This is a genomic window from Vibrio sp. 10N.247.311.13, from assembly GCF_041467595.1.
GTDB lineage: Bacteria > Pseudomonadota > Gammaproteobacteria > Enterobacterales > Vibrionaceae > Vibrio > Vibrio crassostreae_C.
On record NZ_JBFSUX010000061.1, the window covers coordinates 1 to 13882 of the forward strand.

Annotated in this window: 12 protein-coding genes; 5 read left to right on the forward strand and 7 right to left on the reverse strand. The window is 43.8% G+C overall.

The genetic code is table 11. The annotated features are described in order from the left end of the window. Positions 1 to 175: 175 nt before the first annotated feature. The gene (gene dbpA, locus AB6E52_RS19110; protein ID WP_017064348.1) at positions 176 to 1555 is read left to right on the forward strand and encodes an ATP-dependent RNA helicase DbpA; all 1380 of its coding nucleotides are present in this window, start codon (positions 176 to 178) and stop codon (positions 1553 to 1555) included. A gap of 140 nt (positions 1556 to 1695) precedes the next feature. Here the strand turns inward: dbpA and AB6E52_RS19115 are convergent, their stop codons facing one another. Further along, on the reverse strand, positions 1696 to 1869 hold the full coding sequence (locus tag AB6E52_RS19115; protein WP_017064349.1) for a hypothetical protein: 174 nt from the start codon (positions 1867 to 1869) through the stop codon (positions 1696 to 1698). A 303-nt stretch (positions 1870 to 2172) separates the two neighbouring features. On the opposite strand from AB6E52_RS19115, the gene AB6E52_RS19120 reads away from it, so the two are divergent. After that, on the forward strand, positions 2173 to 3009 hold the full coding sequence (locus tag AB6E52_RS19120) for a DUF6279 family lipoprotein (protein WP_102320724.1): 837 nt from the start codon (positions 2173 to 2175) through the stop codon (positions 3007 to 3009). A 72-nt stretch (positions 3010 to 3081) separates the two neighbouring features. On the opposite strand, the gene AB6E52_RS19125 is transcribed toward AB6E52_RS19120, so the two are convergent. From AB6E52_RS19125 to AB6E52_RS19135, 3 genes are all read right to left on the reverse strand, one after another. Continuing rightward, a complete protein-coding gene (locus tag AB6E52_RS19125; RefSeq protein ID WP_102320725.1) occupies positions 3082 to 3705 on the reverse strand; it encodes a PolC-type DNA polymerase III in 624 nt (207 codons plus the stop codon). 70 nt (positions 3706 to 3775) lie between these two features. Continuing rightward, complete coding sequence (locus AB6E52_RS19130; RefSeq protein ID WP_017059481.1) at positions 3776 to 4177, reverse strand: PPC domain-containing DNA-binding protein; 402 nt, start codon at positions 4175 to 4177, stop codon at positions 3776 to 3778. A 133-nt stretch (positions 4178 to 4310) separates the two neighbouring features. Continuing rightward, positions 4311 to 5507, reverse strand: a complete 1197-nt coding sequence (locus AB6E52_RS19135; RefSeq protein ID WP_102320726.1) for a DEAD/DEAH box helicase — start codon at positions 5505 to 5507, stop codon at positions 4311 to 4313. Positions 5508 to 5907: 400 nt separating this feature from the next. Here AB6E52_RS19135 and AB6E52_RS19140 point away from each other — a divergent pair, with 400 nt between their 5' ends. After that, entirely contained in the window at positions 5908 to 7563 is a 1656-nt protein-coding gene (locus AB6E52_RS19140; protein ID WP_102320727.1) for an ABC transporter substrate-binding protein, read from the forward strand. A 197-nt stretch (positions 7564 to 7760) separates the two neighbouring features. Further along, positions 7761 to 9221: a hypothetical protein gene (locus AB6E52_RS19145; protein ID WP_102320728.1), complete on the forward strand. Its 1461-nt coding sequence runs from the start codon at positions 7761 to 7763 to the stop codon at positions 9219 to 9221. A gap of 124 nt (positions 9222 to 9345) precedes the next feature. Here AB6E52_RS19145 and AB6E52_RS19150 read toward each other — a convergent pair whose 3' ends face one another. Further along, positions 9346 to 10977: an NAD(P)/FAD-dependent oxidoreductase gene (locus AB6E52_RS19150; protein WP_048606003.1), complete on the reverse strand. Its 1632-nt coding sequence runs from the start codon at positions 10975 to 10977 to the stop codon at positions 9346 to 9348. Between the two features lie 253 nt (positions 10978 to 11230). Between AB6E52_RS19150 and fdxA the strand changes: the two genes are divergently transcribed. Beyond that, positions 11231 to 11554: a ferredoxin FdxA gene (gene fdxA / locus AB6E52_RS19155; RefSeq protein ID WP_017064356.1), complete on the forward strand. Its 324-nt coding sequence runs from the start codon at positions 11231 to 11233 to the stop codon at positions 11552 to 11554. A 96-nt stretch (positions 11555 to 11650) separates the two neighbouring features. Here fdxA and AB6E52_RS19160 read toward each other — a convergent pair whose 3' ends face one another. Continuing rightward, entirely contained in the window at positions 11651 to 12385 is a 735-nt protein-coding gene (locus AB6E52_RS19160; RefSeq protein ID WP_102320729.1) for an RNA methyltransferase, read from the reverse strand. 175 nt (positions 12386 to 12560) lie between these two features. Continuing rightward, entirely contained in the window at positions 12561 to 13613 is a 1053-nt protein-coding gene (locus AB6E52_RS19165; RefSeq protein WP_032545660.1) for an aldo/keto reductase, read from the reverse strand. Positions 13614 to 13882 lie beyond the last annotated feature (269 nt).

Sequence of the window (13882 nt, forward strand, 5' to 3'; positions counted from 1 at the left end):
AAGGGTATGAACTCGCTAAGTCTCTTGATTAACCAGACTTGTGATCAAGAGACAGGCTAAGTAAGCTGGCTTTTTTGTGTTCGCCTAACATGTTTCTCCAAAACTGTGATTAAGGTGGAATAATTTTCAAAAACACTCATAATGCACTCTGTTTTTCACCAGTTGGATATTTCCATTGAGCACTTCAAAATTCTCTTCAATCGCCCTTAAACCAGAGCTTCTAAATACGTTAGATTCTCTTGGTTATACTGAAATGACGCCGATCCAAGCGTTAAGTCTTCCTACTATCCTAAATGGCAAGGACGTTATCGGTCAGGGTAAAACGGGTTCAGGTAAAACAGCTGCTTTCGGTTTAGGCGTGCTGCAGAACCTACGCGTTAAGCGTTTCCGTGTTCAGTCTTTAGTGTTATGTCCGACTCGTGAGCTTGCAGACCAAGTAGCAAAAGAGATTCGTACTCTTGCTCGTGGTATTCACAACATTAAAGTGCTGACACTATGTGGCGGTATGCCAATGGGCCCACAGATTGGTTCACTAGAGCATGGCGCACACATTCTTGTAGGCACACCTGGTCGTATTCTTGATCACCTAGAGAAAGGCCGCATTGACCTGTCTGAGCTGAACACACTTGTGTTAGATGAAGCGGATCGCATGCTAGAGATGGGTTTCCAAGACGCTTTGGATGCTGTGATTGAAGCGGCGCCAAAAGAACGCCAAACTCTGCTATTCAGTGCGACTTTCCCTAAACAGATCAAATCTGTTGCAGACCGCATTATGCGCAATCCAGAAATGGTGAAGGTTGAATCAACACACGATCACTCAAGCATCCAACAACACTTCTACAAGTTAGAAGGTTCTGAAGCTCGTGATGACGCTCTAGAGCTGCTGTTGTTGCATCACCAACCGGAGTCTGCGGTTGTGTTCTGTAACACTAAGAAAGAAGTGCAGAACGTAAACGATGAGCTAAGCCACCGCGGTTTCAGTGTTATCGAACTTCATGGTGACATGGAACAGCGTGAACGTGACCAAGCTTTGGTTCAGTTCTCAAACAAAACCATCTCGATTCTAGTGGCGACAGACGTTGCGGCTCGCGGTCTTGATGTTGATAACCTAGATGCTGTGTTCAACTTTGAATTGTCTCGCGACCCTGAAGTTCACGTACACCGTATTGGTCGTACTGGCCGTGCAGGAAGCAAAGGCGTAGCGATCAGCTTTTTTAGTGAAAAAGAGATGTACCGTGTTGCTCAAATTGATGAGTACATGGACATGCCAATCGAGCCATCTGAACTGCCAGCAAAACCAATTGCTAAGCCGTACTACTCAAACATGGTTACCATCCAAATTGATGGCGGTAAGAAAGCTAAGCTTCGTGCTGGTGATATTCTTGGCGCACTGACGGGCCAAGGCGGCATTGATGGTAAATCAGTAGGTAAGATCAATCTGTTTGCAATGCGTGCTTACGTAGCGGTAGAAAGATCTGTGGCTAAAAAAGCACTGAACAAAATCGAATCAGGTAAAATGAAGGGTCGTCAATTCCGCGCCCGAATCCTGAAGTAATTCGAGACTGAATCCCTTTGCTGCGATATGTCTAATTAACGACATTGCTAATTAATGGCATTGCAGTAAAGGGTGTTCCACAAAATGCCACTTAAGTTTCTTATCTTAGGTTTATCGACCTAGTCCTCTATACCAAAGCATTATTCATCGGGTCTTATCGAATAAAGATCGTTGATATGTTTTCCTTCGCTAAGATACCAAGTCATCGCTTCCTGTCGATTGTGAACCAATATCGTGATTGTGGTTATTGAACCATCATCAAAATAACAAAGCTCATATTCTAAATCGCTTGGATGATCAGGAATAGCGGCCATAGCTTCCCTCCCAAATATCAATCATTTTAAATACGTCAACCCAACTCATTTATAGGGTTCGTATCACGTCAAATGAGTAATAAAATCAAGTCACATCACTGCCATTAATTATTTTTAGTTTAATCATTTGCCTAAATAGCTAGATTAGCAAGTTTGGGTCTCAATTTATCTCAAAGTTCTTACGACCACTGTTTATTAAGACTACTTTTATAAGAGCTAGAATTAGCGTTATAAAAACTGGGCTAACCTTAAAGGGATGAGTTAATCGGTTTGTGGCTTTGTTGAATGTCGTGAGAGGGTAGAATGAGAAAGTGCCGGTGGTTAGTTTTAGTGATCTGTTTTCTATTTACTGGGTGCGGGACCAAGTTCGCCTATAACAATATAGGTTGGTTTGTCGTTAGCTATATAGAAGATTTTGTTTCCCTCTCAAATAGCCAAGAATCAGAGCTTGAAGAGCGATTAGATATATTACAGAAATGGCATAAAGAAACTCAGCTACCTCTGTACATCTCGCAATTAGAAGCGATTCAAAACGTAGATCGGTCGGATATGAATCCCGCTTTTATTGTGGGCCAAAGTGAACAAACGAAAGAGCATATTCGCACAATCGTCAATAAGTTCGCTCCAGATATTTACGCCTTGAGTATGCAGCTTAGCCCTAAGCAAGACAGGGAGTTTTTAAAGAACTTTCGTGAAAAGCAGCAAGACTATTATGAAGAAAGGTTGTCGTTGAACGATGACGATTCGAGAGAGCGATACCGAAACAGAATAGAAGAGCGTGCAGAACGGTGGTTAGGTTCAGTATCGAAAGAACAAAAACAGATTATTTTGGCTTGGTCTAAAGAGTGGGTAAATACCAATAGCAGTTGGCGACAATATCAAAACAACATCTATGAAGAGCTAACGACGCTGATGGCAAAGAAGAGCGACCTACATATTGCTCAGCCAATTATTATGAAGTTGCTTTTAAACAATGAAGCTTATTATCCTGCTGAACTTGAGCCGCAGCTTAACCAAAATATGGAAACATCAGCCAAGTTTTTAGTAGATATGGCCGCGACCAGCAGTAACAAGCAGTGGGCGTATTTTATGAATGAGTTAGAAAGCCTCAAAGGAACGTTGGAGTCATTGCAAGAGTAGGGCGTCCCTTTTAAAGGCTAGCGGTTATTGTCGAGCTAGCCTGTCATCACACTTTAAGGTGAATTTCGGAACCTAACCCCTGTTACTCATCAGTAGTTTTGGAATCGAACTTTTGGCTGTCTTCGATATTTTCTGCATTAATTGGAAGCTCGGTTGTTGAATACCGTGGTCACTCTTCAGCTCATCGATCATTAATAACCACAACCTTGCTGTCATTTCTGAATCGGCTAATGCTCTGTGGAAAGTGCCGTCGTTATCTATGCGCTTGAATCGAACTAGGTCGCCCAACTTATGGGTCGGAGCGTCTTGGATTAGCCGACGAGCAATCAACATTGAGCATGCAAACTGTCCATTGTAATCACGTCCAATATTGTCTAATTCTGCGTCGAGAAAGCGTTTATCAAACGAGGCATTATGAGCCACAAGCTGACTGCCTTGGATAAAGTCTGCAAACTCATCCATCACTTCGCTGCAACTGGCCGCAGTGCTTAACATACGGTTACTGATTCCGGTATAGCTTTCAATGAAGCCACTCACACGAAACCCTGGATTCATGAGTTGTTGGAAGGTGTCGACGACTTCGCCGTTAACGAGTTTTACCGCACCGATCTCAATCGCTCGGTCGCCCATATTGGGTGATAAGCCTGTGGTTTCGAAATCGAGAACGATAACGGAATCTGCGGAGTTTGGAGCCATCGTGTTTCCTAATTGCTGTTTGGTAGTATCGCTTTGTATGGGGCGTTTGGTGTTGCTATGGGTAAATCAGTTATTTGCTATTGCTGATAGTAAGTTCAGTGTAACCCGTCGAATCGTCATGCTCTCTGTTGAAGGTCAAGGTATCGTAGCGGTGAACAATCAATTCAGCCGTGGTCGCGATAATCGTCCCTTCAAGCAAATGCCCACCAATTACATTGCCATTCTCATCAGCAACGGAGATATGAATATGCTGGTGGTTTGGGGTTAGCGTTGCCATCACCGAGACTATTTCGAACGGAGCTTGAACTAGCTTGGTGTTGTTGGCATTAGCTAAGCGAATATTGAGTTGAGAAACACATCCGACACAAGACGCAATAGAGCCCGCGGAGATATTGTGCGCTGTCACTAGCCTCTGGATCTCTAGCTTTAGGTCTTGGCCGCGGGTTAATCTCGTTGCGATAGGAGTGATCATCTTATTGCCTCAACGTTATATGTATTTCAAAGAACAAAACGAAGCCACATAGGGCTTCGTTTTATTTTCATTTTGGCTAACGCGACTTTTCTTTTGGTTAATGCAACTTTGCATTTTCTGTCGCTGAAATTACTTAGCCTTGTTGCTGTTCTCTTTTCTTCTTAGGAACGAAGTTCAATACTGAAATGGGTACTTCTTTGCGTGGTTCGAAACCTTCAACAACGCGACGTTCAATCAAGTGACCAAGACGCTTTTCAATAATGCACAGGTTTTTGAAGTTATCTTTTGATAGGAAAGAGATCGCTTCGCCAGATGCATCAGCACGGCCTGTACGACCAATACGGTGAACATAATCATCTGCTGGGAATGGCATGTCGTAGTTCACTACGCGGCTTAGGTTGTCGATATCGATACCACGAGCAGCAACACCCGTCGCGACTAAGTATTTTAGGCGACCTTTCTTAAAGTCAGCCAAGATTTTTTCACGAATCGCTTGGCTACGTCCACTGTGGAAAGCTTCCGCTTGAATACCACGTTTCTCAAGTTGAGCAACCAACTTAGCCGCGCCGTGCTTGGTTTCGATAAAGATAAGCGCTTGGTCCCAGTTACCTTCGGTAATCATGTGGCTCAATAGTGCTGACTTACGGTCTTTATCTACCGTTACCAACCATTGCTCAATGTTCGCTTTAGACGCATCAGTCTTGGCAATCGAAATCTCTTCCGCTTCACTGATTGCACTTTTCGCTAGTGCACGCACTGGCGTTGAAAGCGTTGCCGAGAACAGCAGGTTTTGGATGTCTTGTGGTAGACGCGCGATGATCTTGTTGATGTCTTCAATGAAACCCATGTCTAGCATGCGGTCAGCTTCATCTAGAACCAGTACTTCCACTTCATCAAAGTGAACGGCACGTTGTCCGTACATGTCGATCAAACGACCTGGTGTTGCCACAAGAATATCCACGCCTTCAATAAGACGATCTTTCTGGTGTTGGTAAGACACGCCACCGTACATCGCTAGTGATGTTAGGTTTAGGAACTTCGCGTACTTAGTGATGTTCTGTTCAACCTGAACTGCCAGCTCACGCGTTGGTGTCAGGATAACTGCGCGGATACGTTTTTTACGCTGCGTTTCACCTTTGCTTAGCATTTCTAAGATAGGGAGAACAAAGCTCGCAGTTTTACCTGTACCTGTTTGTGCTGCAGCAATAAGGTTCTTACCAGAAAGAACAATCGGAATTGCTTTTTCTTGAATAGAGGTTGGCTTTTCATAGCCTTGTTTTGCAACGGCTTTAACAATAGGTGAGCTTAATCCAAGCTTGGAAAATGGCATAAGTTTCTCGGTATGATTTGGCTAAATAGCGATGGAAAGGTTTAACAATCTTATACAAGGATAAGATTAATGGCGGCATTCTACCATGTTGCTTGTGTACCGCTAGTAACATAGACACTTTAGTTGGATAATACTGGTTCAATAGCACAACGATAAGGCAAGAATGTAAAGCAAATAGCAAATCCGGTGGAGGATTAATCTCCCACTTATTTTTGCCACTGAATATGCACGATCAGTGATTATTTTGTTTGCTAAAAGAGGTGTTTATCAATTAAGTTGGATCTTGATATTATTTATATCAACAGTTTCATACAGCATATTCCAACTTGAATGAGTAAATAGACCTCCCATTTGGGTTACAGCTATTCTCGTTCCACTAGACGCTTGATTCGGATATCCATTGAACGACGCTAACTTACGTAGACTTCAGCAGCTTATTGCAAAGTATGAATTAGGTGAAGAGTATCACCTAACGATCGATGATCTAGAACACTCGCTATCGACTTCTCGCAGAAACACTTCGATCATTCTTAAATGCTTATCGGAATATCGCTGGATTTGTTGGATTCCGTCCAAAGGAAGAGGGAAGCTTAGCCAGTTTAGAATTTTGGTCAGCTTTCCCGAAGCATTAGAACAAGTGTTAGCGCTTCAGTTAGAGCAAGGGTGTTTTAACGTTATTCCCCGCCTTCTAGAAAGCTATGGTGATGCTGCAATAAAGGCACTGACGCTAGCGACTGAAAAACATAGTCTGTTCAATCAACAACATGACCATTTACTGATCACTCAATATCCGTGGGTTGATAACCTTGATCCAGCAAAAACATACCGAACCGCAGAACATCACATCTTAAGAAGTCTCTACAATACGTTACTCGTCCAAGGCCATGAGGGAAATCCCCAAGCGAGCCTCGCGCACCATTGGAAGGTGGAAGGGCGATTTCTGCATTTTTGGTTGAGACCGAATGTGTTATTCCATGACGGTGAAACTTTAACGGCCAAAGATGTTGCTCAATGTTTGTTACAGTTAAAAAATATCGAAGGGCCAGTACAGTCTTTATTTGATCAGGTCAGTGATGTTCAAGTGGTGGGTGATAAACAACTGACTATTGAGCTGACACACGCAAACCCAATGTTTCTCTATGCTTTGACTAGCCCACACGCGTCTATTTACCGCTGCAAGCGTACTTATTTTTCGAGCGGGCGCAGTGCCTATATCGGAACCGGAGCTTTCTCATTAGACGATTGGAGCGAAGAGTGCTTGGTTCTTAAACGTCACCGAGGTTACTTTGCTCAAAATGCCTTGTTAGAACAGATAACGCTCACCGACATAGAAGGTTTGAATGATCACACCCTGAGTTTTAATCAATCTGGCGTAGCAGAAGAAACCACAATCAATGCACTTTCGTATCTTGCGGTTAATCGTAGAGAAAACTCGGGCATAACCCCTGAAGAACTCGACAGGTTGGTATCGTTTATCAAGTCCAGCAGTAAAGAGTTTGATGCTGATATGGTGACGGATGATCTGTCTTTCTCGCCGAGTAAATTAACATCCAGCAATCCCATTCCTATTTTGACGGGCACGGTTGTATTAACACGACCTAGAATGACGATTCCTTTACTTCAAGATATGGCGGACTGGCTGCAACAAACGATTGTAAAAACGGGTGTCGCTATTGAAGTTGTTGAGCTTACCAATATCAGTGACCCTAGCTCCATGAGTGAGTCGGCAGACTTGTTATTTATTGAAGAAGTTATCGAACAGCCAAAAGAGTATGGTCTTTACGATTGGCTACTTGCTTCATCTGGTCTCAGGTTCATTTTCAACAATTCTGAGATGAAGGCGCATTGCGAGAGAGTTAGAGCTGCTGTCAGTGGCGAGGACCCAATGCGCGAGTTGAAAGAGATTGAAGATTCGCTTTATCAACAGAAGTTACTTTGTCCGTTATTTCACGGCAAAGAGAAGGTTTTTAATAGTGTTGAGGTTCATGGGGTAGAGATTAACCAAACCGGTTATAGTGATTTTTATAAGCTTTGGATAGCCTCGAGCGAGAAGTAATTAGTCCATTTTTAACCCCATTTCCCCATCTTTTAGTTTCTGTTCAAAATGAAAACATGCACGAATCGGCTATCACCCTTTCGTGTTTCTTTCTAATGCCAATCGCTATTATGACTGGCTATGACTATCACAGTCATTTCCGGTCATCCCCCCAATGACAATTCCATTGATAATGTATTTCATTAGGATCTAATCGAATGAAACTTAAGCTTATTTCTATCGCACTTATAGCTGGTGGCCTTACGGCTTGTGGCGGAGGAGGCGGTGGTAGCAACACAAGTGCTCCTGCTCCTCAAACGAGAACCTTACAAGGTGTCGCCATTGACGGGTATATTTCCGGGGCGACCGCTTTTCTAGATATCAATTATAATGGCGTATTAGATGAAGGTGAGCCTAGCAGCATCACGGACCATGAAGGCAGCTATGAGCTATCTTTGACGGGTTCTAACTCAAACTGTATGGACTATGCACCCATCGTAGTGAATGTGCCAGTAGGCGCTATTGATGCGGACAGCCCAAACTCACCGATTACTGAACCTTATCAGTTAATATTTCCGCCAGTCATGACGGTGAGTTCTGAGCAAGAAATTAAGTCGACTACGCCACTTACGACCGTGTTATGGAATGAGATCCAAGCCGACTTGTATAAAGGTGGTTTAAACAGTTGCTCTGCTTTGAAGCAAGCCGTGAACACCCAAAATAGCATTATCCAAAATGTGAAAGAGCATGACTTCCGAATTGCGAACCGATACAACATCGCAGTAGAGGACTTGTATGGTGATTTCGTTAAGAATCAAAATACCGAGCTCTATGAGTTGGCGCAGAAAATGATGCCAGCTATTAAAAAGTCGTATCAAGAGACGAAAGAGATTCAAAAAGAGAACCCAAGAGCCCAGCAAGCTTATGTTGACTATTACTGGCAGCATTGGGACTACTTCAAGAAGAACGAAATTAATAAGTGGTATAAAGTTAAAACAGTGATGACTGCGGATAAGCTGATTGTCATTGAACATGAAGTTTCAGCTGACTTGCAGACAGAACTGGCGTTAAATAAGCATATTGAGCGTAATAGCCAAAAGAAAAATGGTTTGGAATATGACAAAGAAGCTTGGTTCTCATTGGATAGTGATGGAACGGAATATTCATGTTCGGTGAAAGAGACCATCAAGCAACAGATTTTACCTAACTCACTCGCGACCTTTGGTGTGTTGAACCGTGGTTGGTCTAAACAACCTGATTGGGACAGTTGTTCACGTCAAAATGTCGGTGCTGGATTCATGCAAACCTTGTCGGCAGATCTTGTCGGTGACTACAAAGATCAGTTTACCCAAGTACAAGCGAAATTTAATTTTGAGAATAACGCACCACATCCAGAGTGGGTTAATCTCGGTGATTCATTGGATAGAGTGTCGCGCAGCGACTTTGATGCACTCAACTACCTATCGGTAGATTTTAATGACAACAGTTCATATGGTTCTGACAGCTGGAACCGACATAAGTATGCGTTCATTGAAAATACACCGTTTGATTATACTCAGACGATAACGTCTAAATATTCTCAAGGGAACTGGACTAAAGGTTATTATTACCAGAATGGGACAAGTTTATTTGAGTGTTCAAATGATGGTGTGAATTGGTCAAAAGAGACTTGTAAGTAACGCTGCCGAAGTCGTGACTAAATAATTTTAGATACCTTTATGCAATAAAAAAATCCAGTGTCGACAAGGCACTGGATTTTTAGTTTTGGTTGATCGCGATCTAGCTTTGCTTTATCGAAAGCGCTTAAGCGATCTCAATCTTCTCAGCTTGGTTCTGCTCTACCATTGATAGTGCTAGCGCTTCTGCGGCCTTAATGCCGTCGATACCAGCAGACAGGATACCGCCTGCGTAGCCTGCACCTTCACCAGCCGGGAAGAAGCCCTTAAGGTTGATGCTTTGGAAGTCTTTGCCACGTTTGATGCATACAGGAGAAGACGTACGTGTCTCAACACCGGTAAGTAGGCCGTCTGGCGTAGAGAAACCTTTGATCTTCTTCTCGAACGCTGGGATTGCTTCACGAATCGCTTCGATAGCAAAATCAGGCAGCGCTTTTGAAATATCAGTCAGGTGGATACCCGGCGTGAATGACGGTTGTACTTCACCGATTGCACTTGGATCGCGACCTTTCAAGAAGTCACCGATTTTCTGAGCTGGTGCATCGTAGTTTTCACCACCAAGAACATAAGCGCCGCTTTCTAGTTCACGTTGTAAACGGATACCAGCCAGTGCGTCACCTGGGTAATCACGCTCTGGGTCGATACCTACAACGATTGCGCTGTTTGCGTTACGTTCTGCACGAGAGTATTGGCTCATGCCGTTCGTTACTACGCGGCCTTCTTCAGACGTTGCAGCAACCACAGTACCACCTGGGCACATACAGAAGCTGTATACAGTGCGGCCATTCTTACAGTGGTGAACGAGTTTGTAGTCCGCAGCACCTAGGATTGGGTTGCCTGCGTTCTTACCGAAACGAGCTTCATCGATCATCGATTGCTTGTGTTCGATACGGAAACCAACAGAGAAAGGCTTCGCTTCCATGTAAACGCCACGATCGTACAGCATTTCAAACGTGTCACGAGCACTGTGGCCAACAGCCAATACCACGTGACGAGATTTGATCTCTTCACCGTTAGAAAGCGTTAGGCCAGTGATTTGACCATCTTCCATATGAACGTCGTCAACACGAGTGCTGAAACGGATTTCGCCACCAAGTTCAATGATAGAAGCGCGCATCTTTTCGATCATGGTAACCAGTTTAAAGGTACCGATGTGCGGCTTACTTACGTATAGAATTTCTTCTGGTGCACCCGCAGCAACGAACTCTTCAATTACTTTACGGCCGTAGTGCTTTGGATCTTTAACTTGGCTGTACAGCTTACCGTCAGAGAAAGTACCTGCGCCGCCTTCACCAAACTGTACGTTTGATTCTGTGTTCAGCGTACGCTTACGCCAGAAACCAAAGGTATCTTTCGTACGCTCACGAACTTCTTTACCACGCTCAACGATGATTGGGTTGAAACCCATTTGAGCAAGCACTAGGCCAGCAAATAGACCACATGGGCCAAAACCGATAACCACAGGGCGCTCAGTTTGGTTCTCAACCGCTTTAGCAACAAACTTGTACTCCATATCAGGAGTCACTTTTACGTGCGGGTCGCTAATGAATTGTTCTAACAACTCAGCTTCGTTTTCAACGAGAACGTCAAGCGTGTAGATAAGTAAGATCTTTGATTTCTTACGAGCATCGTAGCCACGTTTAAAGATATTAAAAGAGAGTACCTGATCAGAGTTAATACCAAGTTTCGCTTCAATAGCGTCTTGAATAGCAGACTCTTCATGGTCTAGTGGGAGTTTAATTTCGGTTAAACGTATCATTTCGATGTCTCGTTTTTATAGGTGTCTTAGCTAGATCGTTTCTTAATACAGAGTTTGATGGAAACGCTGATGTTCAAAGAAGCGATAAGCTCACAATGGCGCGCATTTTACGAGAAATTGATTTATCTGTCATACTAATTTGGAAACATGGAGCAAATAGACACGATATTAGAGCCGTATGATGTTGAATTTTGCTTTGGGATGAGTATTATCCCCATTCTTCAATTTTGACTAACTTATAGAGCAGAGCATCATGGCATTTGTCGTAGGCGATAATTGTATTCAATGTAAATACACAGACTGTGTGGCAGTGTGCCCCGCAGATGCGTTCCATGAAGGCCCAAATTTCATGGTAATCAACCCAGTCGAATGTATTGATTGTGGCTTGTGTGTACCTGAATGTGATGCTCAAGCAATCTTCCAAGAAGACGAACTGCCAGAAGATCAAAAGATCTTCATCGAAGTGAACGCAGAGCTCGCTGAGATTTGGCCTGTGCAAACGGAAGTAAAAGCACCAATGGATGACGCTGAAAAGTGGAATGGTGTGTGTGATAAGTTGGCAATGCTAGAAAAGTAATTGTTGAAAAGAACTCAAATAAAAAGGCGTACTGATTTAATCAATACGCCTTTTTTAATATCTGAACACTGTCGATTGGCTAGTTAGCTTAGAGGTCTAGCAGTGCTGACGACGCATGTTGTCGAGAATAATGCCTGTCGCCATTGCAACGTTCAAAGACTCTGCGCCGCCGAATGCTGGAATCGTAATCTTATCAGTCACGTATTTAGCCGCGTGTTCACGGATGCCGTGAGACTCACTGCCCATCAATAAAATGCCGTTAGCAGTAAACTCAGTCTTATGAACACTTTCGCCTTCTAAGAAAGCACCGTAAACCGGTAGGTTCGCTTGCTCTAAGTAAGCTGGTAAGTCTGTTTGGCTTACGTGTACGCGGCCAAAGCTGCCCATAGTCGCGCTGATCGTTTTAGGGTTGTATGGGTCTGCGCAATCGCTGCTCGCAACGATATGCTTGATGCCGTACCAGTCTGCTACGCGAATAATCGTACCTAGGTTGCCAGGGTCTGAAACGCCATCAAGCGCAATCATCAGTCCTGTTGCTTCTGGTAGTTCAAACGTTGGGATCTCAACAACCGCAATCGCTGCGTTGTTACTGACCAAAGTGCTCGCTTTGGTTAGATCATCCAGCGAGGCTTCAACACAATCAAACTCAATCAGTGAAGCATGATTTTCAGATAAGAAATCAGCGGTAGCAAAGACATTCTTCACGACTAAGTCACTATTGAACAGCTCAAGAACGTTCTTTTCACCTTGAACTAGAAACAGGCCGTGGGCTTTACGTTGTTTCTTTTGACCCAAAGCACGAAGGAGTTTTAATTGGTTTTTTGAAATCATGTTTTTATCCTAGATATAAGCCCGCGCATTATAGAGCAAAGGTTAGCGAACCAAAAGCGTGATAGCTCAATGCGATCCATATAAAAAGCAAAAGCGATCCACTTAAAAAAGAAAAGCGCACTAAATAGCGCGCTCTTATGGGATTTACTTACTTAAGTTAAGCTGAACTGACAGCCTAATACGGAGCAGGGTAGCGCTTAAAGACTGTGTTGATATCAGTCAGGATCTCTTCTGATAACGGTTTACTGAAAGCGGCTACGTTCTCTTTTAGCTGCTCCATGGTCGTTGCACCAATGATAGTGGACGTCACCCCATCAACTTGATTACACCAAGCCAATGCCAGTTGGCTTGGAGTGAACCCGTGAGCATTCGCCACTTCAACATAGCCTTTAACCGCTTCATTGGCAGATTCAGTATCACGAAAAATGCCTTTACGTTGCATGTAAGTCCAACGGCTGCCTTCCGGTCTTGCGCCATCGATGTACTTTCCACTCAACATGCCTGCAGCTAAAGGTGACCATGGCAGGTAAGCGACATCTTCATGCACACAGTTCTCAATCAGATATGGCCAGTCTTTTGCGTGCAGCAAGCTAAATTCATTCTGAATCGAAACCATACGTGGCAAATCGTGTTTCTCGCTCAGCTTGAGGTATGTGTTAATGCCCCAAGTAGAATCATCTGAAAGCCCGACATGGCGAATTTTCCCCGCCTTAATGCAGCTTGCCAGTGCTTGTAGGATTTCCAACATCTCAGCTTCATGCTGCTTTCGGTCAATATCACTGAATCGAATGTGATTCGGGAAATGCTTACCAAAGTGAGGCGTTGTACGATTTGGCCAATGAAGTTGGTAAAGGTCGATATAGTCTGTTTGTAGGCGTTTTAATGATGCGTCAACGGCTGCGATCACCGCTTCACCCGTTATCGGGCCGCCATCTCGAACCCAAGGAAGCCCTGGCCCGGCAATTTTGCTCGCAATGATCAACTCTTGTCGACGCTGTGGGTTACGCGATAACCAGTTACCAATGATCGCTTCTGTTTTTCCGTAGGTATCTGGAGAAGGTGGAACCGCGTACATCTCTGCAGTATCGATAAAGTTAATACCTTGGCTTAATGCGTATTCGATCTGTTGGTCGGCTTGCTGCTGCGTATTTTGTAGCCCCCAAGTCATGCTGCCAAGACAGATACGGGAAACGGGAATTTGACTACTTCCTAGCTTTGAATATTCCATTGAATTCGGGGTTCCTGTGGTTAGGTTCTCTGGTACTCGCATTATAGTTTTGAAAAGAGGGCGAGTGAGGAATGAAAACGAATATGAATTATTAGCACAAAATGACACGACAAGGTATGGCATCGGGGAGTTTAGTGAGTCATTTCTCAGCGCTGCAAGCTAGTGTGTGCAATGCGTGAAAATACATTCGCGAGAAACTATGAGCCAATTGGTGATCGAGAAGTGAAGAACAACAAGCAATGAGCGAAGGTTTAATGTTCAGCTTGTTT